This is a genomic window from Comamonas koreensis, from assembly GCF_014076495.1.
GTDB lineage: Bacteria > Pseudomonadota > Gammaproteobacteria > Burkholderiales > Burkholderiaceae_C > Comamonas > Comamonas squillarum.
The window spans coordinates 1,888,312-1,914,301 of the sequence record NZ_CP043575.1 but is presented as its reverse complement, the minus strand read 5'-3'; the positions used below and the strand labels follow the sequence as shown (position 1 = coordinate 1,914,301).

Annotated in this window: 18 protein-coding genes and 7 tRNA genes; 3 read left to right on the top strand and 22 right to left on the bottom strand. The window is 62.7% G+C overall.

The features are described 5' to 3' along the window. Positions 1 to 104: 104 nt before the first annotated feature. From cpaB to F0Q04_RS08580, 6 genes are all read right to left on the bottom strand, one after another. Entirely contained in the window at positions 105 to 1,121 is a 1,017-nt protein-coding gene (gene cpaB / locus F0Q04_RS08605; protein ID WP_182345174.1) for a Flp pilus assembly protein CpaB, read from the bottom strand. After that, entirely contained in the window at positions 1,115 to 1,264 is a 150-nt protein-coding gene (locus F0Q04_RS08600; RefSeq protein ID WP_232539555.1) for a hypothetical protein, read from the bottom strand. The genes cpaB and F0Q04_RS08600 overlap by 7 nt, the downstream gene beginning before the upstream one ends. 72 nt (positions 1,265 to 1,336) lie before the next feature. Further along, the gene (locus F0Q04_RS08595) at positions 1,337 to 2,119 is read right to left on the bottom strand and encodes a hypothetical protein (RefSeq protein ID WP_182345173.1); all 783 of its coding nucleotides are present in this window, start codon (positions 2,117 to 2,119) and stop codon (positions 1,337 to 1,339) included. Beyond that, a complete protein-coding gene (locus F0Q04_RS08590; protein WP_133248072.1) occupies positions 2,116 to 3,189 on the bottom strand; it encodes a hypothetical protein in 1,074 nt (357 codons plus the stop codon). The genes F0Q04_RS08595 and F0Q04_RS08590 overlap by 4 nt, the downstream gene beginning before the upstream one ends. Then, entirely contained in the window at positions 3,189 to 4,988 is a 1,800-nt protein-coding gene (locus F0Q04_RS08585) for a hypothetical protein (RefSeq protein WP_116924826.1), read from the bottom strand. Before F0Q04_RS08585 ends, F0Q04_RS08590 begins: the two co-directional genes overlap by 1 nt. A gap of 333 nt (positions 4,989 to 5,321) precedes the next feature. Next, positions 5,322 to 5,657, bottom strand: a complete 336-nt coding sequence (locus F0Q04_RS08580) for a pilus assembly protein (protein ID WP_409935136.1) — start codon at positions 5,655 to 5,657, stop codon at positions 5,322 to 5,324. A 465-nt stretch (positions 5,658 to 6,122) separates the two neighbouring features. Here F0Q04_RS08580 and F0Q04_RS08575 point away from each other — a divergent pair, with 465 nt between their 5' ends. Together F0Q04_RS08575 and F0Q04_RS08570 are read left to right on the top strand one after the other, a co-directional pair. Further along, entirely contained in the window at positions 6,123 to 7,223 is a 1,101-nt protein-coding gene (locus F0Q04_RS08575) for a helix-turn-helix domain-containing protein (protein WP_182345172.1), read from the top strand. A gap of 102 nt (positions 7,224 to 7,325) precedes the next feature. After that, entirely contained in the window at positions 7,326 to 7,808 is a 483-nt protein-coding gene (locus F0Q04_RS08570) for a hypothetical protein (protein WP_182345171.1), read from the top strand. Between the two features lie 142 nt (positions 7,809 to 7,950). On the opposite strand, the gene F0Q04_RS08565 is transcribed toward F0Q04_RS08570, so the two are convergent. The 13 genes from F0Q04_RS08565 to F0Q04_RS08505 form a co-directional block, all read right to left on the bottom strand. Continuing rightward, positions 7,951 to 8,039: transfer RNA gene (locus F0Q04_RS08565), tRNA-Leu, on the bottom strand. A gap of 304 nt (positions 8,040 to 8,343) precedes the next feature. Then, a tRNA-Gly gene (locus F0Q04_RS08560) sits at positions 8,344 to 8,419 on the bottom strand. A gap of 39 nt (positions 8,420 to 8,458) precedes the next feature. Beyond that, a tRNA-Gly gene (locus F0Q04_RS08555) sits at positions 8,459 to 8,534 on the bottom strand. Positions 8,535 to 8,573: 39 nt separating this feature from the next. Further along, positions 8,574 to 8,649 (bottom strand) — tRNA-Gly (locus F0Q04_RS08550). A 50-nt stretch (positions 8,650 to 8,699) separates the two neighbouring features. After that, a tRNA-Cys gene (locus F0Q04_RS08545) sits at positions 8,700 to 8,773 on the bottom strand. Between the two features lie 40 nt (positions 8,774 to 8,813). Then, positions 8,814 to 8,889: transfer RNA gene (locus F0Q04_RS08540), tRNA-Gly, on the bottom strand. A gap of 139 nt (positions 8,890 to 9,028) precedes the next feature. Next, positions 9,029 to 11,488 carry an endopeptidase La gene (lon, locus tag F0Q04_RS08535; RefSeq protein ID WP_182345170.1) on the bottom strand — a complete coding sequence of 820 codons (2,460 nt, stop codon included), beginning with the start codon at positions 11,486 to 11,488 and terminating at the stop codon, positions 9,029 to 9,031. A 194-nt stretch (positions 11,489 to 11,682) separates the two neighbouring features. Then, entirely contained in the window at positions 11,683 to 12,954 is a 1,272-nt protein-coding gene (gene clpX / locus F0Q04_RS08530; protein ID WP_021027442.1) for an ATP-dependent Clp protease ATP-binding subunit ClpX, read from the bottom strand. 101 nt (positions 12,955 to 13,055) lie between these two features. Then, entirely contained in the window at positions 13,056 to 13,664 is a 609-nt protein-coding gene (gene clpP / locus F0Q04_RS08525; RefSeq protein WP_021027443.1) for an ATP-dependent Clp endopeptidase proteolytic subunit ClpP, read from the bottom strand. A gap of 155 nt (positions 13,665 to 13,819) precedes the next feature. Then, complete coding sequence (gene tig / locus F0Q04_RS08520; RefSeq protein ID WP_021027444.1) at positions 13,820 to 15,133, bottom strand: trigger factor; 1,314 nt, start codon at positions 15,131 to 15,133, stop codon at positions 13,820 to 13,822. Between the two features lie 490 nt (positions 15,134 to 15,623). Then, positions 15,624 to 15,710, bottom strand: a tRNA-Leu gene (locus tag F0Q04_RS08515). A gap of 155 nt (positions 15,711 to 15,865) precedes the next feature. Continuing rightward, positions 15,866 to 19,111 carry an efflux RND transporter permease subunit gene (locus tag F0Q04_RS08510; RefSeq protein ID WP_182345169.1) on the bottom strand — a complete coding sequence of 1,082 codons (3,246 nt, stop codon included), beginning with the start codon at positions 19,109 to 19,111 and terminating at the stop codon, positions 15,866 to 15,868. A gap of 9 nt (positions 19,112 to 19,120) precedes the next feature. Continuing rightward, complete coding sequence (locus F0Q04_RS08505; protein ID WP_182345168.1) at positions 19,121 to 20,332, bottom strand: efflux RND transporter periplasmic adaptor subunit; 1,212 nt, start codon at positions 20,330 to 20,332, stop codon at positions 19,121 to 19,123. A gap of 207 nt (positions 20,333 to 20,539) precedes the next feature. Between F0Q04_RS08505 and hpnC the strand changes: the two genes are divergently transcribed. After that, the gene (gene hpnC / locus F0Q04_RS08500) at positions 20,540 to 21,424 is read left to right on the top strand and encodes a squalene synthase HpnC (protein WP_232539554.1); all 885 of its coding nucleotides are present in this window, start codon (positions 20,540 to 20,542) and stop codon (positions 21,422 to 21,424) included. A gap of 194 nt (positions 21,425 to 21,618) precedes the next feature. Here hpnC and F0Q04_RS08495 read toward each other — a convergent pair whose 3' ends face one another. From F0Q04_RS08495 to F0Q04_RS08485, 3 genes are all read right to left on the bottom strand, one after another. Then, positions 21,619 to 23,166, bottom strand: coding sequence for a DegQ family serine endoprotease (locus tag F0Q04_RS08495; protein WP_116924819.1), 1,548 nt, complete (start codon positions 23,164 to 23,166; stop codon positions 21,619 to 21,621). Between the two features lie 92 nt (positions 23,167 to 23,258). Next, complete coding sequence (locus F0Q04_RS08490; protein ID WP_182345167.1) at positions 23,259 to 24,908, bottom strand: thiamine pyrophosphate-binding protein; 1,650 nt, start codon at positions 24,906 to 24,908, stop codon at positions 23,259 to 23,261. A gap of 7 nt (positions 24,909 to 24,915) precedes the next feature. Continuing rightward, positions 24,916 to 25,884, bottom strand: a complete 969-nt coding sequence (locus F0Q04_RS08485) for a Bug family tripartite tricarboxylate transporter substrate binding protein (protein ID WP_182345166.1) — start codon at positions 25,882 to 25,884, stop codon at positions 24,916 to 24,918. Positions 25,885 to 25,990 lie beyond the last annotated feature (106 nt).

The following is a 25,990-nucleotide window of genomic DNA, read 5'->3' as shown; positions in this document are numbered from 1 at the left end:
GGGCGGGGACGAGGCATACAGATCATCGAGGAATTCATGGTCTACCAACTCTATGGAGCGAATGGCGCAGCGTGGCCGGGGAAGAATGCAGGACGGGGTGGGAATCAGTAGGAGCCGGTGACGGCAGGCGCCTGGGGCGCGGGCACCGTAGCGCCAGGCACGGCCGCGGCGCCCAGCAAGGCCGCCAGCGGGGTTTGCATCTGGGTCTTGACCCCGCCACCGCCCACGATGTACTCGACCATCGCCGGTGCGCGGGTGGGCGCTGCGCGCACGACGGGCTGCTGGGGACGGAAGCTGTCGATATAGCTGGCCAGCTGCTGGGCGTTGGTGCCGGTGTCGAGCTTCTGGCGGTCATCGGCATTGCGCAGGGCCGCAACGATCTTGCCGAGCTTTTGCGCCAGGATGAGGCGCTGGGCATCGACGGGCGGCAGCCCCACGGTCACCGTGGTGTAGCTGCGCTGTCGGTAGGGATCGACGGTGTTGGCAATGTCGGGGCGCTTGCGCAGCTCGGAGAACTGCTCGGAGGTGATCTGGCCGGTGGCACGCACGACCACGTCCTGCAACAGCGGCACGACGATGGCGTCTTCGGCCTGGGTGCCGCCATCCTTGTCGGCGATGAACAGAAAGTCGATATGGTCGCCCGCGCGCAGCATGCCCGAGATGGTGCTGACCTCATCGACCGGAATGGTCACGGCGCGCACGCCCGCTTCGAGCTCTTCGGAGAACAGCTTGCGTGGCGTGACAAAAAAGTTGGCCAGCAACGGCTTGCCGGCACTGATGTCCACCGACAGCTGGCGGCCCAGAAAGCCGTCGATCATGTCCGGCGTCAGCACATCGGCATGCACATAGGCCGAGGGCACGCTGCGCTTGGCCACCATCTCGGGCAAGAGCGCGGTGCCGGCGGGAATGTTCTGGATCGGCACCACCACATCGGTGCGCAGTCGCTCGGCTTCGGACTCCAGGTTGGCCTGGATCTCGGCCTCGGAGGTCTTGAGGTAGTACCAGCCCAGGCCCGCGGCCACCACACCCAGGGTGATGGCGGCGATCAGCGGGGCGGCACGGCGCGAGCCATTGGCCAGCCGTGAGAAACGATTCGGTTTGGGAGAGTTTGGGGTCACCATGGCAAAGAGATCGTGTAGGAATAGGAAGCCCAGGCTGCGCGAAAGGCATCAATCAGCAGCTGAAACAAAGACTTGTCGGCACCCGGCATCGGTGCAAAAAAAACGGCGGCCAGCACGCCGGCAACGATCACGTACTCGGTCATGATCTGCCCGGATTGCCGGCTGGCGCGAGGAACAGGGGTGAGGTGCTTGGGTATCGGCATAGAGGGACGCGGCTAGGCCTGCGGCAAGGTGTTGCTGATGACGATGGAGCAACCCACGCCGTTGTGGGTGATGGCGATCACCGCCTCCTGCCCGCCACGCCGGAGCACCACCTGGGCGCGCGTGCCGCCCTTGATGGTCTTGCGGCTCAGCACCGTCCAGCCCACCACCAGCGCCTGCTCGCGGATGTAGAGCTCATTGGCCTCGACGCTCAAGGTATTGCCCCAGACACTGGTGCGGTTGACCCGGTCTGCATCGAACGAAAAGGTGTCGGAGAACTCATCGCTGCCGATCGGCACGGCCAGGTGGCTGCGGCGCTGCAGCTGGTCGCTGACCAGTTGCGGCACCGCGCCGTGCAGCCAGGCCGAGGAGATGCGCACCTGCTGCTTGCCGCTGGGCAGGGGCCGGAACTCCACCGTGATGCGGAAATTACCGTCACGCGCGCCGAGGATCGGAATGCCGTCGAGCGTGGTCTCTGAAAAATCGGCCTTGCCGCCCAGCCATTCCTGGTAGAAGCGCTGGGCCTTACGGGTGTCGCCATCGACATCGAAGGCCTGGATCTGCATCGGAATCTTGTTCTGCACGATCAGCTCGGCCACCCAGTAGGGCGACAGGTTCTTCTCGGGAAACAGGATGGCCGGCCAGGCAATGGCGCTGGCGGGTGCAGCGCGCGCTGCCAGCGGAATCGCGGCAGCCAGCGCGGTCAACAGCAACCAGGCCAATGGGCCCCACAGCCCTGCTGGCCGGCGGGCTGCCAGCGCTCCCCGTGTGCGCCGGTGCAACAGCATCATCGTCATGGCAAGGTGTTGACGACCGGCGGCGGCGGGAACGCGCGGTAGAAGCGGAAGCAGTCCTTGCCGTCGGGCTTCTCCAACGGCCCGCACTCATGCGCGCCCGGGTTGTCGTTGTAGGTGTCGTCGGCCGGCACCTTCTGCAGCCACTCGTAGCGATCCAGCGGTACCGACTTCTCCTGCGCATCGCCTGGCGCCAGGCCCATGGTGAGCAGGTTGTGGTCGAAGGTGGGCCAGAGCCACTTGAGCGTGCTGCCCAGCTGCCCCAGTGGCGCGCGGAAATCCTGGTACTCGGGCCGGTCCAGCAGCTTCATCGGCACCAGGCCCTGGATCTTGGATTCCTCGCGGTTGGTGCCGCCGGCGCTCCAGGGCTCGGACAGCATGGTCACATGGTCCTTGATCTGCAGCTTGAGCGGCAGCGGCGTGTCGTTCTTGTGCAAGGCCGACTCCACCTTGCCAAATTCGGTTGGGAAGCGCTCGGCAGAAAAACCGGCACCTCGCTCCAGCGCCACCTCGGTGCGCATATAGCCTTGGGTGACAAAGCGGAACTTGGCGATCGACTCGCCCTTGGCCAGGTTCTGCACCTCACCGACCTTGGAGAAGATGGTGTCCATGAAGGCGGCGACCGAAGGCAGCGGCGCGGCCGTGGTCTTGGCCGTGAGCGACTCGTTGAAGTCGGGCATACGCGCCTGGCCCGACGTGAACTCGGACACGGTCTCGCCATGCACGCCGGTGTCGGTGTCCTGCGCCGGATCACGGAACACATGGCGGCGCAAGTCATTGCTCAGCTCGGCATCGGACTTGCGGATGGACCCGCTCGCGCCCTTGTACTGGTCGGCCGACATGACCTCGGTCTCCGTCGCTGCAGGAAACCAGACCGAGCGCTGCCAGGCATTGAGCTTGGCCGCTGCGGTAACCTGCATGCGTGCCTGGCCGTAGTCGGCGATCAAGGGGATAGCCGCCATCAGCAATGCCGCAAAACCGCTGATCAAGGTCACCTCGACCAGCGCACTGCCCTGCTGCGCGCGGCGCCGGGCACGGCGGCGCAGGGTCTTCATCGGGGGAGTCTGGGACATCATTGCGCCGCATCCTGGTTGTCGGGCTCACCGCCCCCGAACAGGCCGTCCGACCCGCCCAGGGCCGAGCCAGCCACGGCCACGCCACGCGCCCAGATGGAGGGCTCGACATGGTGGACCTGCCAGTACGGTGAGAAAAGGTTCTTGTGCTCGATATAGCCGCCGGTAAAGCCGACCTTGATCGTGCGCCCGGCAATCTGCAGCGACTTGTACTGGTCCTTGGTCATGTCGCGTCGCTGCCAGCGGTCCTGCGGCCGCTTGAAATACAGCTGGGCCGACGACAGCGCGCTCATGTCACCGCCAAACATGCGGTCGCGCAGGCCAATGCTGTAGTCATCCTTGGCATAGCCAAAGCCCGCCTGCTCGCCGGTGCGCACATCGCTGCCCCGGCGCGCCACCATCACCGAGATGGTGGGTCCCTTGTCGGTCAGGCTGCCCCACTTGCGCGGGTTGATGCTGGTCATCGACAGGTCGCCATACCACTTGTCCTGGTCCCGGCCCTTGAGCGTGCGCAGCTGGCGCACATCCCAGTAGCGGGGCAAGGAGAAATTCTTGGTGACCAGGCCAATGTCGGTGCGCGGCTTGTACTTGTAGGCCGAGTTGAACTGCAGCACGGCATAAGGCACCAGCAAATTGTTGCCATCGCGGTCACGGCCTGCGGCGTAGATGGCACTGTCGGACAGGCCGTCTGAGGTCAGCTTGCCGTAGTTGCGCTTTTCATCGCTCTGGTATTCGGGGTCGACATTGCGCGGCTTGAAGTTCTTGTCATAGGAGCGCAAGGCCAGGCGGTTGCCGGACCAGCCTTTGTCCGCATAGCCGGAGCCGCCCGTGGCAGCGGCCGCGCCCAGCCCGAAGTCGCCGACAAAGCGCTCGCCCAGCAGCACCCCGGCGCCGAAAATGTTTACCGAATCAGCAGATTGCCAGCGGATGCGGCCACGCTCAGCGGCCAGGTCCGAGCCCTGGGTGGCGACCAGCTCGGTGCCGCCCTTCCAGGACACCGTGCCCTTGAGCAGCTCCTGCATGGCGGTTGCAATCGGACCGCTGGAGAGGTCAAAGCTCGAGCCATCGTTCTGCATACCGCTGATGCCCTGACCGATCAGGCCCGGGAAAATGCGCCGGTCCTTGGTGAAATCATCGCGCGTGGCCTGGGCCGCATGGGCAAAGCGCATCGCATCAAAAAAATCGTCGTCGTCGTTGCGGCGGTCCGACGTGGTGCTGTAGAGCTTGATGAAGTTGAGAAACTCCAGCGACGAGCTGGCAATCAGCGGTGCATTGGCCGCCACCGGCAAATAGGCCTTGTCGTCGTTGTCGTTGAGCACATCCTTGGCGACAACGATGGCCTCGGGAATGCTGACACCGGTGGTGGCCGCCTGGGCCAGCGAAATGGCGGTGTTGAGCACCCGCAGTGCATCGACCATGATCTGGAACGGCCGGGCCGAAGGCTCGATCGCCTTGGCGATGTTGTTGGCCTGGCGCTGGTACTTGGCCGCGGCCTGCACATTGCGGCCCCACTTGACCAGGTAATTGATGGCGCTGATGAAGTCATAACGCGCAGCCGCTGCCGATGCCTGGGCCAGGTTCCACACGCCCTTCTGGCCTTCGATCTCCACCCGCGCCACTTGTATATTGGCCGCCGTGCTGACCACCATGCCAATCGATGTCTGAAAGCTGGCCAGCATGGCCACGCCCGCTTCATTCGCGGCCATGGCCCGATTGGTATAGGCCAGAAAATTCAATTGCCGCGCAAATACCGTGGATGCGCTATAGGTCATCGCATCGGCATTGTTTTGCAGCTTCATTTTGTCTCGCGCAACAATGGCCGTGTTATAGACCAGAAATATGCTGAGACAAACCACCGGAATGATGGCCAACAAATAGACAATCACCTGCCCTTTTTGTACGCGATCGCCAGACCGATACGAAGATGGTTTATGCATGATGGCCACTGTTATGTAATTCGTTGAATTCCGGAGGCCCTCCCTCCCATGGATAACCTCAAGCCATTATCTCAACCCCGCACACCCCAGGGTATGCACTGCATATGCGGCACACCGTCACAGACCCTGGCAGCGCAAGGAAATACCAGGTGCCTGCGACTTGGCAGCAAGGTTTCGGGGTTGCGATAGCGGCTCTTACTTGGCGCCGTCGTTACCGCCTTCGGTATAGGTCGACATATTCATATTCTTCTGGGCATTGGTCAGCGCCTTACCCGAAGCAGCCTGTGCAGCAGTAATACCTTCCTTGCCCGATTCACCGCCCACTTCCTTGGCCATACCTGCGACCTGGCTGCGAACGGTTTGGCCAAAAAAGCTGAAAGCGGCAATCGCGGCAATCGCAATCAGGCCCAAGATAATGATGTATTCCGTCATACCCTGGCCGCGCGATTTGCGCTGGGCAACAGGCTTGGCAATAGTTGCACTATGGGAATTGGTGTGATTTGTCATAGTCAAGGCTAGCTCCTCATTCATGGATCATTCAGAAGAAAATTCAGTGATTTCAGAAACCATGCCATGCGACCGCGCAGCGCAATTACTGAACGGCGCAATGGTATCTATCTGTTTTGCCCATGTACATGCCATTTTCATTAAAATGTTAACAAAGTGTTTCTTATCCTAAATAGACTGAATAAGCTTATTTGTCAAAATTTATTTGTTGCTAGATGAAATTTTTCAACTGTCATATTGATGACATCCATGGGTTATTGAACAATCCTAGGCAGAGATGCACAGATTCCACAATAATTTCATATAAATCATGACCCAAAGCAGCCAACCCACCACCCGTCCCATAACTACACAACATAAATATGCAATCGATATTCGATGCCGTCCCAGAATAACTTGCCATAAGTAGCGAGTAATCATTTCATCTGTCCAATAAATATGCAGCATTAATTGCTGCCCCAATACATAGCGGGCGACGGAGAAAACACAATGGAAAAAGGAAGACCGAAATCAGGGATTACGCTGAGTGCGCGGGAACGCGAGCAACTCGAAGACCTGGCCAGCAACCCCGACCAGCACGGCCACATCGCCACCCGCGCCAAAATCATCTTGCGCAGCGTGGAAGGCGACAGCAACGTCACCATCGCCAACAGCATGGCGCTGACCCAGGCAACCGTCGGCAAGTGGCGCCGACGCTTTGCGAGCCACCGCGTGGTGGGCCTGTATGACAGCATGCGCCCGGGCAAACCCCGCACCATTGATGAGCGCCAGCTGCAAGCCATCGCTGCCAGCGCCAAAGCAGCGCTGGTGTCCGCAGACACGCCCCAGGGCAGCGTGCGCGCGCTGGCCGCACGCACGGGCATGTCCAAAAGCAGCGTGGCCCGCTATCTGCAGCTGCTGGGAAAAACCAAGTCCCGCCCCCACTTTGCGCTGTTCAGCGACCCGCTCCTCATGGAGCAGTTGCAGGCACCTGCAGCGCTCTACCTGAGCGGCAGCGACAAGGCCCTGGTCATTTGCCTGGACACCAAGAGCCCGCTGAGCCTGCCCGCTGCGCCCGCAGAAGCCAGCGAGCCCCAGCGCATCTCCGGCAACGAGGGCTGCCAGCACCCGCTATCGGCCGCACTCTGCCAGGCACTCAGCACCGCCTGCAAAAGCCCGGCCCTGCAGTGCAAGCCGCGCCTGCGGCACCAGGAGTTTCTGGTTTTTCTGCGCGAGGTCGACGCCATGCTGCCGCCCCATATGGATGTGCACTGCATCCTGGACACCAGCGCGCTGAGCCAGCACCCCAGCATCAAAGCCTGGCTGGGCATGCGCCCGCACTGGTGCACCCATGGCTGCGGTGACTATGCCGCCTGGCACCAGGAACTGGGCCGCTTTCTGCGCCGGCTGGGCGACCAGCGCAGCGCCACCATGCCCGCCCAGGAACTCGCCCAGTGGCTGCAATCGGTCGACGCGCTGGCCCGCCAGCAAAGCCCGCACCGCAGGCCCTTTCGGTGGATGGGGCCGCTGCATATGCTCGAAGGGACAGACTTGACAGAGCACCAGGAGAGACAGACTGGCGCAGTGAAACAAAGCCCGCAAGACCGCTGAACAACAAGCGCAGGCCAGGCCTCTACCTGTTGTGCAGCGGCGGCAGGGCACTGGCATCTGCTGTCTACCAACGCCTACAGAATCTGCCCTGGGTTGGCCGTCATGGCCCCGCGATACCAGCCACTACGATCTGGCCGGATGTCGAATGAATACAACAAATCTATCCCGTCTCACACGCCTCTGGACGGTCTGCTGTCCGAGCGCACCATCCGCATACTGGCCAAAAATGGCGTGGATTCGGTCGAAGCCGTCAGACAAGCCTATCCGCTGGGCTTGCTCAGAATGCATGGCATAGGCATGCTGCGGTTGCGCAGGATCGAGATGGCGCTCTTCCCCGGCCAGCGCTATGAGCCCGGTTTTGCCGCGCCGGCGATCCGGTATGCCTACGACTCATCATTGAATGGCAAGCTGCCGCTGGTAACGGTGCGCGCACTCGCCCGCGCAGGCATCAAGACGCCCGAGCAGCTGCGCGAGGCCTATCCCCGCCAATTGTTGAAGATTCGCACGATTGGCACTGGAACGCTGCGAGAGATTGAGCGGGTGTTCTTTCCAGAGCAGCGGTCTGCGCCCAAGAAAGACCGCTAGTGTGCCGGTGCCTGCACATGGGACAGTGGATGCCCAGCGTGGTCTTGGCGCTGCGCTGCATCTGCTGTCGCTGCCCCTGAATGCTTCTGGAGCCCCACAACGCAATCCGCCGCGTGAATTTCTGTTGAAATTCATCATGTGGTGGTGCCCCGAGCCGGGATCGAACCGGCACGCCACTTTCGCGGCACGGGATTTTAAGTCCCGGGTGTCTACCAATTTCACCATCGGGGCACGCAGCCTGCCATTCTAGCTGCTCCCGCTGCGCTGTTGGAGCAAGACAGGCATGGATCGTGGCTCTGGGCAACGCTGCAGTTCAATGAAGGCTATGGGGGGGTGGCGCTTTGCGACGCGCCAGGCAGATCCGCCCTACTCCCATGCGGACATGCGGGCACTACCGAGGGCGTAAAACGTGAAAGAGACGGGATGACGATGCAGAGGCTGCGCGACCCGTTGGCAGAGGCAGCAGCACGCCCCGCAACGCAAAAACCGGCGCCGAAAAAGCAAAAAGAGCCCTGAGGCTCTTTTCGCAATGTGTTGGAGCGGGAAAACGGGTTCGAACCGTCGACCTATACCTTGGCAAGGTATCGCTCTACCAACTGAGCTATTCCCGCAAAAACCAGCATGAACGGATCCACACCAGCTTTGAAAACTGGAGCGGGAAAACGGGTTCGAACCGTCGACCTATACCTTGGCAAGGTATCGCTCTACCAACTGAGCTATTCCCGCAAAAACTAGCATGAACGGATCCACACCAGCTTTGAAAACTGGAGCGGGAAAACGGGTTCGAACCGTCGACCTATACCTTGGCAAGGTATCGCTCTACCAACTGAGCTATTCCCGCATACATTGTTCGTTTCACCACGAACCCAAAACGTACTGACAAGCATGTCCTGGAGGCGCGAACCAGAGTCGAACTGGTCTAACCGGATTTGCAATCCGGGGCATAACCGCTTTGCTATCGCGCCATGGATTGTTGCCATGCTGAAACCATCAACACAGCCAATTTGGAGCGGGAAAACGGGTTCGAACCGTCGACCTATACCTTGGCAAGGTATCGCTCTACCAACTGAGCTATTCCCGCGTATCCGCTTTACCGGAAGTCCGCTATTATATACCGGGCTCCGCGATGGTATGCATTGTAACGCATATTTTTTGGTCTTTTTGGCAAACCGGCCCGTTTTTGATGACGGGCCGGTTTTCCGTGCAGACCAGTAGCCGATCTAGTGCTTGACGGCACGCGAGCGGCGCGCAGGTGCCGCCTTGGCGGCCGTTGCCGCAACGGCCACAGCAGGCACCACGGGCACCGGCTCGGCGGCAGGCACATCGCTGTCACTCAACGGTGTGGGAGTGACTTCCAGCGCCACTTCCAGCACCTTGTCGATCCAGCGCACCGGCACGATCTCCAGACCGCTCTTGACGTTGTCGGGGATCTCGGCCAAGTCCTTGACATTCTCTTCCGGGATCATCACGGTCTTGATACCGCCACGCAGCGCGGCCAGCAGCTTTTCCTTCAGGCCACCAATGGCGGTGACTTCACCGCGCAAGGTAATCTCGCCGGTCATCGCCACATCGGCACGCACCGGGATACCGGTCAGCACCGACACCAGCGCCGTCGTCATCGCCGCACCAGCGCTGGGGCCATCCTTGGGGGTGGCGCCATCGGGCACGTGGATGTGGATGTCGCGCTTTTCGAACACGTCATCGCGGATACCCAGCGAACGGGCCCGGCTGCGCACCACGGTGCGGGCCGCTTCGACCGATTCCTTCATCACATCGCCCAGCGAGCCTGTGCGGTTGATGACGCCCTTGCCGGGCATGGCAGCCGCTTCAATGGTCAGCAGATCGCCGCCCACCTCGGTCCATGCCAGGCCCACGACCTGACCGACCTGGTTCTTCTGCTCGGCATGGCCGTAGCTGAACTTGCGCACACCCAGGTAGTCGGGCAGGTTGTCGGCCGTCACCTGCACCGGTGCCTGCGCCTTGCCCAGCTGGATGTTCTTGACCACCTTGCGGCAGATCTTGGACAGCTCACGCTCGAGCGAACGCACACCGGCTTCGCGGGTGTAGTAGCGCACGATGTCGCGCACGGCGTCCTCGCGCAGCTCCAGTTCACCGGCCTTGACGCCGTTGTTCTCGATCTGCTTGGGCAGCAGGTAGCGCATCGCGATATTGGTCTTCTCGTCCTCGGTGTAACCGGCCAGGCGGATCACTTCCATCCGGTCCAGCAAGGCTGGCGGTATGTTCATCGAGTTCGAGGTAGCGACAAACATCACATCGCTGAGGTCGAAATCGACCTCTACATAGTGGTCGCCGAACTTGCTGTTCTGCTCGGGGTCGAGCACTTCCAGCAAGGCGCTCGAAGGATCGCCCCGGAAGTCCATGCCCAGCTTGTCGATTTCGTCGAGCAGGAACAGTGGATTGCGCGTGCCGACCTTGGACAGGTTCTGCAGCACCTTGCCGGGCATCGCGCCGATGTAGGTGCGGCGGTGACCGCGGATCTCGGCCTCGTCGCGCATGCCGCCCAGCGCCATGCGCACATACTTGCGCCCGGTCGCCTTGGCAATCGACTGGCCCAGCGAGGTCTTGCCCACGCCAGGCGGGCCGACCAGGCACAGAATCGGTGCCTTGACCTTGTCCACGCGCTGCTGCACCGCGAGGTACTCAAGAATGCGGTCCTTGACCTTGTCGAGGCCATAGTGGTCTTCGTTGAGCACATCCTCGGCGATGACCAGGTCCTTCTTGACCTTGGTCTTCTTGCCCCAGGGCAGATTCACCAGCGTCTCAATGTAGTTGCGCACCACCGAGGCCTCGGCCGACATCGGCGACATCAGCTTGAGCTTCTTGAGCTCGCCCTCGGCCTTCTTGCGCGCATCCTGCGTCATCTTGGCGAGCTTGATCTTCTTTTCCAGGTCTTCCAGGTCGGCGCCGTCTTCGCCCTCGCCCAGTTCCTTCTGGATCGCCTTGACCTGCTCGTTGAGGTAGAAGTCGCGCTGGCTCTTTTCCATCTGCTTTTTGACGCGGCCACGGATCTTCTTGTCGACATTGAGGATGTCGACCTCGCGCTCAAGCTGGTCGTACAGGTTTTCCAGGCGGTCCTGCACCTTTTGCAGCTCCAGCACGGCCTGCTTGTTCTCGAGCTTGAGCGGCAGGTGGGCGGCGATGGTGTCAGCCAGGCGGCCTGCGTCATCGATTCCGGAGATGGAGGTCAGGATCTCGGATGGGATCTTCTTGTTGAGCTTGACGTACTGGTCAAACTGCTGCATCACGGCGCGGCGCAAGGCCTCGATCTCGCTGGCCTTGTCGGCGCTGTCGCCGGGCTCCACGGGCTCGATCTGCGCGGTGAAGTAGTCCTCGCCTTCGGCGATTTCCTGCACCTGGGCACGCTGCACGCCTTCGACCAGCACCTTGACGGTGCCATCGGGCAGCTTGAGCATCTGCAAAATCGTCGAGACGCAGCCAACGCTGAACATGTCGTTGACGGTGGGATCGTCCTTGGCCGCCGTCTTCTGGGCCACCAGCATGATCTTGCGGTCGCCTTCCATCGCCGTCTCCAGCGCCTTGATGCTCTTGGGGCGGCCTACGAACAGCGGAATCACCATGTGCGGAAACACGACCACGTCCCGCAGCGGGAGCATGGGCAATTCCAGGGGGTGGGAGGATTGGGTTTGGTTGTCGGACATGAAAATCCTTTTGAAACTTCTACGAAGATGATCCGTAAAAGCGATATTTCAACCCTTGGCCATCAAAAACCAGGGGCCAGGGCGGGTGCAGGCCAGAAAGACACCCTCAAACCCTTTGGATACAGCCCGGCAGCGCCGGGCGATCCTGGTAAACACAGAGGGCAGAGTCCAAGCGGCCTCTGCCATCGGGCCCATCAGGCCTTCTTGGCCGCTTCCCGGTACACCAGGAGGGGCGGCTTGCCTTCGTTGATCGTCGCTTCTTCGACCACGACCTTGGCCACGTTGTCGGTGGTGGGCAGGTCAAACATGGTGGTCATCAGCGATTGCTCCAGAATCGAGCGCAGCCCCCGGGCACCGGTCTTGCGGGCCAGCGCCTTCTTCGCAATCGCGGTCAGTGCGTCCGGGCGTACTTCCAGCTCCACGCCTTCCATGCCCAGCAGCTTGTTGTACTGCTTGACCAGCGCATTCTTGGGCTGGGTCAGGATCTGCACCAGCGCGTCTTCCGACAGCTCGGCCAGCGCCGTGACCACGGGCAGACGACCCACCAGCTCGGGGATGATGCCGAACTTGATCAGGTCTTCGGGCTCGATATCGCGGAAGGCCTCGGAGATGGAGCGCTGCTGCTTGCTCTTGACGGTGGCACCAAAACCGATGCCCGAGGCCTCGGAGCGGTTCTCGATGACCTTCTCCAGACCAGCAAAGGCGCCGCCGCAGATGAACAAGATATTGGTCGTGTCGACCTGCAGGAAATCCTGGTTCGGGTGCTTGCGCCCGCCCTGAGGCGGGATCGAGGCCATCGTGCCTTCGATCAGCTTGAGCAGCGCCTGCTGCACGCCTTCGCCCGATACGTCGCGGGTGATCGAGGGGTTGTCCGCCTTGCGGGTGATCTTGTCGATTTCGTCGATGTAGACGATACCGCGCTGGGCACGCTCGACATCGTAGTTGCAGCTTTGCAGCAGCTTTTGCACGATGTTCTCGACGTCCTCGCCGACATAGCCCGCTTCCGTCAACGTGGTGGCGTCCGCCATCACAAAGGGCACGTTCAGCTGGCGAGCGAGGGTCTGGGCGAGCAAGGTTTTGCCCGAGCCGGTGGGGCCGATCAGCAAGATATTGCTCTTGGCCAGCTCCACATCGTCCTTGCCGGCCTTGTCCTTGTGCGCCAGGCGCTTGTAGTGGTTGTACACCGCCACGGCCAGGGTGCGTTTGGCGGGATCCTGACCGATGACATAGTTGTCCAGGGTGGCCTTGATCTCGGCCGGTGTCGGCAGATCATTGCCCTTGGCCTTCTCGCCCTCCTTGCCTTCTGCCGCCACTTCGTCGCGCACGATGTCATTGCACAGGTTGATGCACTCATCGCAGATGAACACGGACGGTCCGGCAATGAGTTTCTTCACCTCGTGCTGACTCTTGCCGCAGAAGGAGCAGTACAGGGTTTTTTCGCTGGATGAGCCTTTTTTCTCGGCCATGGGGGCAATGCCTTCAATCGAATCTATGTGGAAACAATGATAACCAACTACAAAGCGGCCTCAACCGGTAGGGTTGGGGCCGCTTATCCGGAAAAGCCTACTTATGGGCGCTTTTCTACCACAGTATCGACCAAACCGTATTCCTGGGCTTCTGGCGCCGTCATGAAGTAGTCGCGCTCGGTATCGGCCTTGACCTTGTCATAAGGCTGACCGGTGCGGTCTGCCAGGATGCGGTTCATCTGCTCCTTGGTGCGAATGATGTCGCGGGCATGGATTTCGATGTCCGTGGCCTGGCCGCGGGCACCGCCCAGCACCTGGTGGATCATGATCTTGGAGTTGGGCAGCGAGTAGCGCTTGCCCTTCTCGCCAGCGGCCAGCAGGAAAGCGCCCATGCTGGCAGCAAAGCCCAGGCACATGGTCGAGACCTGCGGCTTGATGAACTGCATGGTGTCATAGATGGCCATGCCAGCGGTCACGCTGCCGCCTGGCGAGTTGATGTAGAGCGAAATCTCCTTGTCGGGGTTTTCGCTTTCCAGGAACAGCAGCTGGGCCACCACGAGGTTGGCGGTCTGGTCGTTGACTTCACCGACCAGAAAAATCACGCGGTCCTTGAGCAGACGCGAGTAAATGTCAAACGAGCGCTCACCACGGCCCGATTGCTCGATCACCATCGGGATCAAACCCAAGTTCTGAATATCTTGTGCGCTCATTACATCTCCGTTCAGGATTGGTGGAAGCTAGCGTCAATGCACTGTGACTGCGCTAACTGTACCCCAATAAAATGGGGCCTGCGCCCAAAAGCACAAGCCCCTGTTTTGTAGCTGGCGGCAGCGCTGGCGGCCATGGCCGCCCGGCGCGCGTCCTATCAGCCTTGCTGGCCCATCAGTTCGTCGAAGGACACGGTCTTGTCGCTGACCTTGGCCTTGCCCAGCACGAATTCGGTCACGTTGTTTTCGATCACAACGGCTTCAACTTCGGCCAGACGCTGGCGGTCGCCAAAGTACCAACGCACGACGTCTTCTGGCTTCTCGTAGCTCGATGCCAGCTCGTCGATGTGGGCCTTGATCTGCTCAGGCGTGGCTTCCAGCTTGTTGGCCTTGACCAGCTCGGCCACCACCAGGCCCAGACGCACGCGGCGCTCGGCTTGGGGCAGGAACACGTCAGCAGGGATTTCCGCCTTTTCAGCGTCCTTGATGCCGCGTTGCTTGAGCTCTTCACGGGCGCCTTCGAGCAGACGGCCGACTTCGGCGTCGATGCTGGCCTTGGGCAGGTCCAGCTCAGCCTTGGACACCAGGGCTTCCATCACGGCTTGCTTGTTGCGCGACTGAACGCGGAACTTGACTTCACGCTCCAGGTTCTTCTTGATGTCAGCGCGCAGGCCTTCGACGGAGCCGTCAGCAATGCCCAGGGACTTGGCCAGTGCTTCGTTCACTTCGGGCAGGTTGGCCGCTTCCACCTTCTTGACGGTCACCAGGAAGTCGGCGGTCTTGCCAGCCACTTCCTTGCCGTGGTAGTCCTCAGGGAATGCCAGGGGGAAAGTCTTGGATTCGCCGGTCTTCATGCCGCGCACGGCGTCTTCGAATTCCTTGAGCATCTGGCCTTCGCCGATCAGGAACTGGAAGGCTTCAGCCTTGCCGCCAGCGAAGGGTTCGCCGTCGATCTTGCCTTCGAAGTCCACGGTCACGCGGTCGCCGTCCACGGCAGCCGTATCGGCTGGGCGCTGGGCGAAGGTGCGACGCTGCTTGCGCAGGATGTCGATGGTCTTTTCGATAGCAGCGTCATCCACGTCGGCAGCCAGCTTCTCGACTTCGGCGGAAGCCAGGTCACCGATCTTGACTTCGGGGAACACTTCGAACACGGCGTCAAATGCCAGCTCACCCTCAGGTGCGCCTTCTTTTTCAGTGATCTTGGGCTGACCGGCCACGCGCAGCTCGGCTTCGTTGGCGGCCTTGGCAAAAGCCTCGCCGACCTTCTCGTTGAGCACTTCGTACTGCACCGAATAGCCATAGCGCTGTGCCACCACGTTCATCGGCACCTTGCCTGGACGGAAGCCGTCCATCTTCACGGTGCGGGCCAGGCGCTTGAGGCGGCTGTCCACTTCGGTTTGCACGGATGCGAGAGGCAAGCTCAGCGAAATTTTGCGCTCGAGCTTTTCAAGGGTTTCAACATTCACTGCCATGGTTAATCCTAGTTAGGCACGAACCCTTCCGGCCACGGTGTGCAAACGCCATTCAAGCCAGCCTGCAAGCGGCAAAGCTTGCGTCCGATGCGAGGACTGTCCGTGTCACATCGGGGATGGCATCAACGGGGATTGGCACCGTTTTACAACCTGGGGTCCCAGTAGATAGGCGACTGGCCCTAAGCCCAGCACACCCAAAAATCAAACGATGACAGCGCATTCAGTAGCAAGCAACACCAGGCGTGACGCGGCAAAAACCAGCGTTGTCACGAAAGCGGTGCAGCGCAAGGCGCCATCGACCGAAACCGAACATTATATATAAAGCCAGCTCTTTTCCTGGCTGCCAATACCGTCTTGCTGCAGGGTCAGAACCCGGATGCCGGCAGCCGCTGGCGCCAAACACCAACAAAAAAGCCGAATCTCCTGCGGGAAATTCGGCTCATATTCAGTGCAAAAGCAGATGGTGCTTATACCTTCTGCTATCAAATTTTGGTGCGCGGGGGGGGACTCGAACCCCCACACCATTGCTGGCGTCAGGACCTAAACCTGGTGCGTCTACCAATTTCGCCACCCGCGCGGTTGCGGCTGCAGCCAGCTTGTGAGCCAACCCGCCTGTTTTTAGGTCAATCCAAGATTCTAATGCAAGGCATGGGCATTTTCAGCAAGACCGGCCGAAAACCGTCCATGTTGCAAGGGCCCGGCCGCCTCTGGCCGGCCTCTGCCACACCGGGTTCAAACCGCTGCCGACAGTGGCACCTCGCTGTGCTCCTTTTTCACGCGGAACCAGGCCGCATACATCGCCGGCAGCGCCAGCAAGGTCAGCACCGTCGCAACGACCAGGCCGCCCATGATGGCTACGGCCATCGGCCCCCAGAAAATGCTGCGCGACAGCGGAATCATCGCCAGCACGGCAGCCGCAGCGGTCAGCGCAATCGGGCGCAGCCGGTGGGTGGCGGCCTCGACAATCGCATCCCAGGTCGACAGGCCCGCCGCATGGTTGGCCTCAATCTGGTCGATCAGGATCACCGAGTTGCGCTGGATCATGCCCATGAGTGCGATCACGCCCAGCAAGGCGACAAAGCCAAAGGGCCGGTTGAGCAGCAGCAATGCCGCCGTCACGCCCGCAATGCCCAGGAAACCGGTGATATAGACCAGCACCGAGCGGCTAAAGCTGTGCAGCTGCAGCATCAGCAGGGTGAAGACGATGAACACCATGATCGGCATGCCCGCCATGATGGAATCCGAGCCCTTGGCGCTTTCTTCCACCGCACCGGCAATCTCGATGCGGTATTGGTTGAGGCCCTTGTCGGCCCAGCCCTGCTGCAGCTTTTGCAGATCGGGCCAGAGCTTTTGCGTCACCGTCGGGCCTTGCAGGCCGGCGGCCACATCGCCTTGCACGGTGATCGCATACTCCCGGCCCTGGCGCCAGAGAATACCCGGCTCCCAGACAAAGCTGGGCTTGGCAATCTGCGACAGCAAGATGGCCTGGCCGCTGCTCGAGGCCACATAGGCATTGCCCACGTCGGTGACGGCCTGGCGCTCGTCCACCGGCTGGCGCAGCACCATGTCGAGCAGCTTGTCGCCTTCGCGGAACTGCCCGATGGTATTGCCCGACAGCTGGGTGCGCGTGGCCTGGGCAATGCTCTGGTTGCTCACACCCAGCGCACGCGCCTTGCTCTGGTCCACCTCCAGGCGCAGCACCTTGATGGACTCGTTCCAGTTGTCGTTGACGCCGCGCATATCGGGCGATGCCTCCAGCTTGGCGCGCACCTCGCTGGCGAGCGTGCGCAGCAGCTTGGGGTCCTGGCCCATCACGCGGAACTGCACCGGGTAGGGCACCGGCGGGCCGCTGGGCAGCAGCTTGACGCGGGCCCGCACCTCCGGGAACTCCTGGGCCAGCAAGGTCGGCAGCCGCTTCATCAGGTTGTCGCGGTCGGCCAGGTTGTGGGGCAGCAGGATCAGCTGCGACACATTGGACTGCGGGAAGATCTGGTCCAGCGGCAGGTAAAAGCGCGGCACGCCCGAGCCAATCCAGGAGGTGACCGACTCGATGCCGTCCTGCGCCTGCATGCGCTGCTCGATGCGCCGCGTCACCTCTTCGTTGGCGGCCATGCTCGAGCCCTCGGGCAGCCAGACATCCATCAGAATCTCGGTGCGGTTGGAGTCGGGGAAGAACTGCTGCTGCACCCGGCTCATGCCAAACAGGCCCAGCGCAAACACCAGCACCGTGGCACCAATCGTCAGCCAGCGGTGCTCCACGCACCACGAGACAGTGCGGCGGAAGCGGTTGTAGAAGGGGGTGTCGAACATCGCATGCTCGCCGCCCTCACCACCCTCACTCTCTTGCGGCGCATGCCTGGGCTTCTTCAGGAACACCGTGCCCAGGTAGGGCACAAAGTAGACCGAGGCCACCCAGCTGATCACCAGCGCAATCACCGTCACCGCAAAGATCGCAAAGGTGTACTCGCCGGTGGTGGACTTGGCGATGCCAATGGGCATAAAGCCCGCCGCCGTGATCAAGGTGCCTGTCAGCATCGGCTTGGCGGTGATGTCATAGGCGGCGGTGGCCGCGCTCAGCTTGTCATAGCCCTCTTCCATCTTGCGCACCATCATCTCGACGGCAATGATGGCGTCGTCCACCAGCAGGCCCAGCGCAATGATCAGCGAGCCCAGCGAGACCTTGTGCAGGCCAATGCCCCAGTACCACATCGCCAGGAAGGTGGCGCAGAGCACCAGCGGAATGGTGATACCCACCACCAGCCCGGGGCGCGGGTCCAGCGTGATGCGGCGCCACAGCGGGTCCTTGCCCTTGCGTATATGCATGCCCAGGCTCACAAAGCTCACGGCCAGCACAATCACCACCGCCTCGATCAGCACGCGCACAAACTCGTTGACCGAGGTGGACACGGCCTTGGGCTGGTCCTGCACGTTCTCCAGACTCAGGCCGGCCGGCAGGGTGGGCGCAATCTTGTCCACCGCCTCATGCAGGTGCTTGCCCAGTGCAATCACATCGCCACCCTTGCGCATCGAGATGCCCAGGGCCACCGTGGGCTGGCCCTGGAAATGCACCTTGGTCTTGGCCGGGTCCAGGTAGCTGCGGTAGATGTCGGCGATATCGCCCAGCTTGAGCTGGTTGCCGTTGGGCCCCCGGATCGGCATGGCCTTGACGTCGTCCAACTGGCGGAACTCGCCCGTCACCTCGACCTGCACCCGGTCGGCGCCGGCCTGCACCTCGCCACCGCTTTGCACCGCGTTTTGCTGGCCGAGCTGGGCGATGACCTGGTTCATGTCCAGCCCCAGCTGGGCCAGCTTGCTGCGCGAGATCTCGATATAGAGCTTCTCATCCTGCACGCCAAAGAGTTCGACCTTGGCCACGTCCTTGACCCGCAGCAGGCTCTGGCGCACGCTGTCGGCATATTCCTTGAGCTCGGCGTAGCTGTAGCCCTCGCCCTGCAGCGCATAGATCACGCCATAGACATCGCCAAAGTCATCGTTGTAGAAGGGGCCGAGCACACCCTGGGGCAAGCTGGCGCGCATATCGCCCACCTTTTTGCGCACCGCCAGCCAGGTTTGTGGCACATCCTGTGGGCGCGTGTCTTCGCGCAGGTTCAGGATGACCAGCATCTCGCCGGGCTTGGAGTAGCTGACGATCTTGTCGGCATTGGGCACGTCCTGCAAGGTGCGTTCGACCTTGTCGGTCACCTGCTCGGCCATCTGCTGGGCCGTGGCGCCCGGCCATGCGGCCGAGACCACCATCGCGCGGAAGGTGAACGGCGGGTCTTCATCCTGACCCAGCTGAAAATACGCACCGATGCCCAGCACCAGCAGCATGATGAGCAGGTAGCGCGTCAGCGGCACATGCTGCAGCGCCCAGCGCGAGAGGTTGAAGCCCTTGCTGCTGCTGTGCTTTTCGCCATCGGGCTCGGGGGCCGAAGCGGGCGTTGCAGCGCCTTGCGGCGTGTTCGGAGGTGTTTGCATGGCCACCTCTTACTGCTTGGCGGCAGGAGCCGCAGCATCCGCAGCGGCGGGCGCATTGACCACTGGTGCATCGGCCTGGGTTTGCGCAGGCGCAGCAGCCGCATACTTGGACTGGAACACCGTCACCTTCTGCCCGGCATTGAGCACATGCACGCCGGCAATCACCACCTGCTGCCCCGCGTGCAGACCGCTTTGGATCACGGCGTCATTGCCGTCCATGCGCGCCACCGCCACTGCCTGGGGCTGCACGGTGGAGCTGGCCGGGTCAAACACCCAGACCTGGCTGCTGCCGGCCTTGTCCCACAGCGCCGACAACGGCAGCTTGATCACATCGCTCGCCTTGTCCGCACCGGCAGCGCGCTCGGGCGGCAGCACGGTCACGGTGGCGCCCAGCTTGGGCAGCACATCATTGGGCGCCGCATCCAGCGAGGCCTTGACCTGGTAGGTGCGCGTGGCAGCATCGGCGCTGGCGGCCACTTCGCGGATATGGGCGCCCAGCGACTGCTCCTCGGGCCAGACCTTGACCTGCACCGGCTGGCCGGGCTTGAGCTGGGCAATGCGGTCTTCGGGCACGGCAAACACGGCATCGCGCGCACCATCCTTGGCCACACGCAGCACCGGGGTGCCGGCAGACACGACCTGGCCGGGCTCCACATTCACGGCGGTCACGACGCCCGCCACATCGGACACCAGGCGGGTATAGGCCGTCTGGTTGCTTTGGCTGGCCGCATTGGCCTTGGCCTGGTCGAGCTGGGCCTGGGCCGATTTCAGCGCTGCCGCATGGCGCTCCATCTCCGCGGCGCTGATGAAGTTCTTGTCACGCAGTTCCTTGAAGCGGCGGTAGTTGGCCGCCTCCAGGTCCCGCTGCGTGGTCGCCGCCTGCACCTGGGCCTGCGCGCCTTGCGCAGCCAGCGCGTAGTCGGTGCCATCGAGCTGCGCCAGCAACTGCCCGGGCTTGATGGCCTGACCCAGCTCCACGTTGCGGCTGAGCACCTTGCCCGCCACCCGGAAACCCAACTGCGCCTCGGTGCGGGCGCGGATATCGCCGGCAAACGCCGTCTGCGCCTGCAAGGGCGCCGCGCCCACTGTTTGCAGCTTGACCGCCCGGATCGGCTCGGGCGGGGATTCCTGGCGTGAACAGGCCGTCAATGTGGCCACGGTAGCAATAGACAGCAGCAGCACTGCGGCACGTGCGCTGGGCGCTCGAAGAGGTAGGGACATGGTGTGCAATCGGGCGTTAAGCGGCCAAGAAGACCCTGGCCCGGCAGATAAAAAGGGGAGAGACGCAGCAAGGACCCTCTGCAAAACACTCCGGAGGAGCGCTGTGCAGAGGATCCTTAATGACCAAACGGTCACTAATTTAGACAGTTCGATGTCGGCTGTCAATGCTTGCCTGTGGTCAGCGCGGTATGCGCTAGCATCGGCGCTGTGAAAGATTCCACGCCCACCCCTTCTGCAACCGCCGCCACGCCCGCTGTGACCACGCCCGTCACCCACTACGAGAATTTTCCGGTGGCCTCCTGGCTGTGCCCACCGGCGCTGCGCCCGCCCATTGCGGCCATCTACCACTTTGCGCGCACGGCCGATGACATTGCCGACGAGGGCGATGCCGATGCCCCCGCCCGCCTGGCCGAGCTGCAGGCCTACCGCGATGCGCTCGCCCATATCGCCCAGGGCCAACCGCCGCTCGCGCGCTGGCAGGCCGTGTTCGCGCCGCTGCAGGCGGCCATCGTGCAGTGGCAGCTGCCGGTGGCGCTGCTCGATGACCTGATCAGCGCCTTCATGCAGGACATCGACAAAACCGCCCAAGGCGCGCGCTATGCCGACCGCAGCGAGCTGCTCGACTACTGCCGCCGCTCGGCCAACCCAGTGGGCCGCTTGCTGCTGCATCTGTATGGCGTGAACGATGCCCAGTCCCTGACCCAGAGCGATGCCATCTGCAGCGCGCTGCAGCTGATCAACTTCTGGCAGGACCTGAGCGTGGATATTCCTCGCGGCCGCTACTACCTCAATGATGCCGACTGCCAGGCCGCCGGCATCAGCGCCGCCGCGATGCAGCAGCGCCAGGACAGCCCGGCGCTGCGCCAGTTGGTGATGGACCAGGCCGCCTGGGCGCGCCGCCTGATGGAAGAAGGCGCGCCGCTGGTGCACCGCGTGCCCGGCCGCGCCGGCTGGGAGCTGCGCCTGGTGGTGCAAGGGGGTTTGCGTATTCTCGATAAGGTGGAAGCCCTGCAAGGCCAGAGCCTGTGGCAGCGCCGCACCATTGGCAAGGGCGATGTGCCGCTGATGCTGTGGCGCGCCTGGCGCATGTGAGCCGCTGTTCGCCCGCTGTTCGCCCCCTTGCCGCCCCCACAAAAAAAGGCCGAATCCTGCGATCCGGCCTAAAGGGGTTATGGGAACCCCCGAGGAGAGTGTTTACGGGCCTTGCGGCCAGGCGGCTCAGGGCTCAGCCATCCTTGGCCCACGTGGGCAATACGTTGGTCATGGTCTAGCCTTTCTCAACTTTCTTAACCCAGCTGCACCGGCACAAAAATCTTCTGGCCATTGCGCTCGATCAGCAACGCCACCGACTTGTCGGACTGGGCGACCTGCTTGCGCAGATCCTCAATCCCTTTCACCGCCGCGCCATTGACGGACAGCACCACGTCACCGGGCTGCACACCGGCGAGCGCCGCAGGCCCGGCCGCTTGCTCGACGATCAAGCCCTGCTGGCTGCCGCTGGCCTGCTTTTCCTGGGGCGTCAGCTCGCGCAGCGCCAGGCCCAGCTTGCCCTTGCCGACCTTCTCGTTGCCGGCCACCTGCTCGCCCTTGCTGACATTGCCGCCCAGGGTGGCTTGCAAGGTGGTGGCCTTGCCGCCGCGCCAGACCTGCAGCTCGGCCTGGGTACCGGGACGCGCCGTGGCAATGGCCGCAGGCAGGTCGTTGGACGAGACAATTGCCTGGCCGTTGTAGCCGGTGATCACATCGCCGGGCTGCAGGCCGGCCTTGTCGGCAGGGCCGCCCTTTTCCACGCTGGCCACCAAGGCGCCTTCGGGCTTGGGCAGCTTGAAGGAATCGGCAAAGGCCTGGTTGACCTCCTGGATCACGACACCCAGGCGCGCATGGTCGACCTTGCCGTGCGAGACGATCTGGTCCTTGATGTTGACCGCCAGGTCGATCGGGATCGCAAAGGACAGGCCCTGGTAGCCACCACTCTTGCTGTAGATCTGCGAGTTGATGCCCACCACCTCGCCCCGCGCATTGATCAGCGGCCCGCCGGAGTTGCCGGGGTTGATCGCCACATCGGTCTGGATAAAGGGCACCGAGCTGTCATCGGGCAGCGCACGGCCCTTGGCACTGACGACACCGGCGGTCACCGAGTTCTCAAAGCCAAAGGGCGAGCCAATGGCCAGCACCCATTCGCCTTGCTGGATGGCCTTGGAGTCACCGATCTTGGCGACTGGCAGATCCTTGGCATCGATCTTGATCACCGCGATATCGGTCTTGGGGTCCGAGCCCAGCACCTTGGCCTTGAACTCGCGCCGATCGGTGAGCTTGACCGTCACCGTCTTGGCGCCCTTGACCACGTGGGCATTGGTCAGGATGGTGCCATCGGGGCTGATGATAAAGCCCGAGCCCTCGCCGGCCATCGGCACCTCTTGCGGCACCTGGCGGCCAAAGCCGCGCGGCATGCCTTGCTGGGGCACGCCAAAGCCGAACTGGCGGAAGAACTGCAGCATCGGGTCATTGGGGTCGATTTGCTGGCCCCGGTTGGCCGAGGGTGCGGCATCGGCATCATCGCCGTCGTCCTCATCGTCCGAGACCTTGCGCGTGCCGCGCACACTGATATTGACCACCGCAGGCCCGGCCTGCTGGGTGATGGCGCTGAAATTGGGCAGGCTCACCATGGGCGCGGCCGCCGGGGCGGACTGGGCGATGACCGCAGGCGCGCCTTGGGCATGGGCGCTCCACTGCACATGCTGCAGCGCAGAGGCACCCACGCCGCCCAACACCCCTGCCGTCAGCAAGGCAGCCACCAGTTTGCGCGAACCGAGTTGAAAAGAAGGAACAGACATTTTGTACTCCTGAATACCACTTGCATGAGGTCGATGGAGCTAATGTGCCTGCCCAGACTTAGAAGAAACTTAGACGCGCCTCACTTTCGGCCTCAGGACTTTTGGTAGGGGAAATACGGCGGTGCCTCGCCAATGGCCAGCATATCGACCTCCAGCAATGCCAGCCCGGGTTGCGTCGCCAGCTGCGCCACGGCCTCTGCCAAGCCATGGGCCTCACTGAGCTTGCGGTAGGCGATGCCCGCCGACTGGGCCAGCAACGCAAAGTCCGGCGGCGCCAGATCGCCATAGACGCGCCGGCCGCCAAAGTTCGCATCCTGCATGTGCTTGATGACGCCGTAACCGGCGTCGTTCATGACGATGAACAGCATGTCCAGCGCTTCCTGCCTGGCGGTCCACAGCTCGCAGACATTCATCATGAAGCCGGCATCACCGCTCAGCACCACGGTCTTGGCGCCACGAGCGGCAAAGGCCGCGCCGATGCCCAGCGGCAGGCCCTGGCCAATGCCGGCGCCCACCGGGTGCATCGCATCGCGCGGGCCATAGACCTCGAACAAACGGTTGCCCCAGGTGGAGTTGGCGACGGTGATATCGCGCGCCCAGACGGCGTTGCGCGGCAGCTGGCTTCGGAGCTGCTCGGCAAAGCCGGCATAGGGGCCCAGGGTGCGGGCAAAGGCCTGGCGGGCACGCTGCTTCATCTCGGCAAATTGCGCGCGGTAGCCGGGCTCGGCCTGGTAATTGCCCAGCGCCGCGACCAGGCGCTCCAAGACATCGCGGGCATCACCACAGACAAACTGCGCGCAGTCATAGCTGCGCCCTTCGGCCGCGGGGTCCAGGTCGATCTGCACCCGTTGGCCGGGCAAGGCCAGGCTTTGGTCCACGGTCTCCTGGCCGCGCAGCCGCGAGCCCACCACGAGCATCAGGTCCACGGTCTTGTAGAAGTCAATCACCTCCGGCGCGCCGGTGCCGTTGAGGCCGCCCAGATTGCAAGGGTGGTCCTCGGGCACGATGCCGCGCCCGGCCCAGCTCGATGCCATGCCAAAGCCCCTGTCCAGCAGCTGCTGCAGCGCTGCGCCGCCATCGATGGCGCCGCGCCCCACCCAGAGCATGGGCCGCCGCGCAGCCCGCACGCGCTCGGCCAGCTGCGCGATATCGGCATCGCTGGCCCGGGGGCGCGCAGGCAGGGTCGGCAGCGCCAGGCTGGTGTCCGCATCGGCCTGCGGGATGGGCTGCTTTTGCACATCGATCGGAATCTCGATGCTGACCGGCCCCATCGGCGCCGTCAGCGCCTCGCTGGCCGCCTGCTGCAAGATGCGCAGCGCGTCTTCAGCCCGCTCAATGCGGTAGCTGGCCTTGCAGACCGATTGCAGCATGCCCAGCTGGTCGCGCACATTGTGGGTGGCGCCGGTATCGCGCCCCAAGAACTTGCGCGGCACCTGGCCGGTGATATGCAAAAGCGGGCTGGAGGCAAACGAGGCCTCCAGCAAGCCCGACACGGTATTGGCCGCGCCCGGCCCGGTGCTGGAGACCAGCACGCCCAGCTTGCCGCTGCGGCGGGCATAGCCATCGGCCATATGGGCAGCGCCCATCTCGCCGCGCGTCATCACCACACGGATGCCGCCCTGGCGCGCGATGCCGTCCATGATCGGTATGTTGTGCACGGAGATGATGCCAAAGACCAGCTCGGTACCGATGGCGTGCAGGAACTGGGCGACCAGGTCGCCGATATTGAAGGTGTGGGGCATAGTGGTTTTATTGGCTGGCCTGAACGTCCGGGGCCAATGGCTTGAAGAAGGCGTAGTCGCTGGCAATGCGTTTTTTCAGATCAGCGGTACTGACCGGGTCGATGGCATAGCCCGAGCGCTCCATGTCGGCGACAAAGCGGGCATCGGCCAGGATTTTCTGGTTGGCCTGGGCCAGCGCCTCGACCACCTCGGGCGCGGTCTTGGCCGGTGCCAAGAGGCCGATCCAGCCCTCGAAATTGAAGTCGGGATAGCCGCACTCGGCCATCGTCGGCGTCTGGGGCAACTGCGGGTTGCGCTGCGGCGATGTCAGTGCCAGCGCGCGCACGCTGCCGCCCTGCACCTGCGTGACAGCCGTCGTGTTCAGATCGAACAGGATGGAGACGCGGTTGGCCATCAGCTCGGCCATGGCCGGCGCATTGCCCTTGAAAGGCACATGCGTCATCGTGATGCCCGCGTACTTGGCCAGCAGCACGCCCGAGAGGTGGTTGGACGAGCCATTGCCCGCCGAGGCATAGCTCAGCTGGCCCGGCTGGGCCTTGCCAAAGGCCACCAGCTCCTGCAGCGACTTGAACGGCGACTGCGCGCCCACCAGCAGCACATTCGTGTACTTGACGACCGAGCCGATGGGCAAGAAATCGGCCACCGGGTCAAAGCTGGTGCTGGTCACCGCCGGCGTGATGCTGATCGTGGGGCTGGCCACAAAGTACAGGGTGTAGCCATTGGGCGCTGCGTTTTTGACCGCATGGGCGGCCAGGGTGCCGCTCGCGCCCGCCTTGTTCTCGACAATCACGCTCTGGCCCAGAAGCTCGGAGAGCTTTTGCCCGTACTGGCGCGCCACGATATCGACCGAGCCACCCGGTGAATAGCCCACCACCAGCTTGATGGGCTGCTGCGGATAGGCCTTGGGCTGGGCCTGCGCTGCAGCGCCCCACACCCCCAACAGCGCTGCACTGAGCGCGATGTTCCACGGGTTCAAGCCGGTCTCCTGAGGTTCTTGTGCGCTCCTTTATCCCCTAGGTACCGACAGCCCCCTCCCCCTGCTAACCCTAGAAGTTCGCAGATTGAATAAGCTGATATTTACA

Excerpts from the sequence above, each read along its gene's own strand:
- lon (WP_182345170.1), bottom strand. The coding sequence starts at position 11,488 with ATGTCCGACAACCAAACCCAATCCTCCCACCCCCTGGAATTGCCCATG.
- F0Q04_RS08490 (WP_182345167.1), bottom strand. The coding sequence starts at position 24,908 with ATGCCCCACACCTTCAATATCGGCGACCTGGTCGCCCAGTTCCTGCAC.
- F0Q04_RS08590 (WP_133248072.1), bottom strand. The coding sequence starts at position 3,189 with ATGTCCCAGACTCCCCCGATGAAGACCCTGCGCCGCCGTGCCCGGCGC.
- F0Q04_RS08510 (WP_182345169.1), bottom strand. The coding sequence starts at position 19,111 with ATGCAAACACCTCCGAACACGCCGCAAGGCGCTGCAACGCCCGCTTCG.
- clpP (WP_021027443.1), bottom strand. The coding sequence starts at position 13,664 with ATGAGCGCACAAGATATTCAGAACTTGGGTTTGATCCCGATGGTGATC.
- F0Q04_RS08495 (WP_116924819.1), bottom strand. The coding sequence starts at position 23,166 with ATGTCTGTTCCTTCTTTTCAACTCGGTTCGCGCAAACTGGTGGCTGCC.
- F0Q04_RS08595 (WP_182345173.1), bottom strand. The coding sequence starts at position 2,119 with ATGACGATGATGCTGTTGCACCGGCGCACACGGGGAGCGCTGGCAGCC.
- F0Q04_RS08575 (WP_182345172.1), top strand. The coding sequence starts at position 6,123 with ATGGAAAAAGGAAGACCGAAATCAGGGATTACGCTGAGTGCGCGGGAA.
- F0Q04_RS08585 (WP_116924826.1), bottom strand. The coding sequence starts at position 4,988 with ATGAAGCTGCAAAACAATGCCGATGCGATGACCTATAGCGCATCCACG.
- F0Q04_RS08505 (WP_182345168.1), bottom strand. The coding sequence starts at position 20,332 with ATGTCCCTACCTCTTCGAGCGCCCAGCGCACGTGCCGCAGTGCTGCTG.
- tig (WP_021027444.1), bottom strand. The coding sequence starts at position 15,133 with ATGGCAGTGAATGTTGAAACCCTTGAAAAGCTCGAGCGCAAAATTTCG.
- F0Q04_RS08600 (WP_232539555.1), bottom strand. The coding sequence starts at position 1,264 with ATGACCGAGTACGTGATCGTTGCCGGCGTGCTGGCCGCCGTTTTTTTT.
- F0Q04_RS08580 (WP_409935136.1), bottom strand. The coding sequence starts at position 5,657 with ATGAATGAGGAGCTAGCCTTGACTATGACAAATCACACCAATTCCCAT.
- clpX (WP_021027442.1), bottom strand. The coding sequence starts at position 12,954 with ATGGCCGAGAAAAAAGGCTCATCCAGCGAAAAAACCCTGTACTGCTCC.
- cpaB (WP_182345174.1), bottom strand. The coding sequence starts at position 1,121 with ATGGTGACCCCAAACTCTCCCAAACCGAATCGTTTCTCACGGCTGGCC.
- F0Q04_RS08570 (WP_182345171.1), top strand. The coding sequence starts at position 7,326 with ATGGCCCCGCGATACCAGCCACTACGATCTGGCCGGATGTCGAATGAA.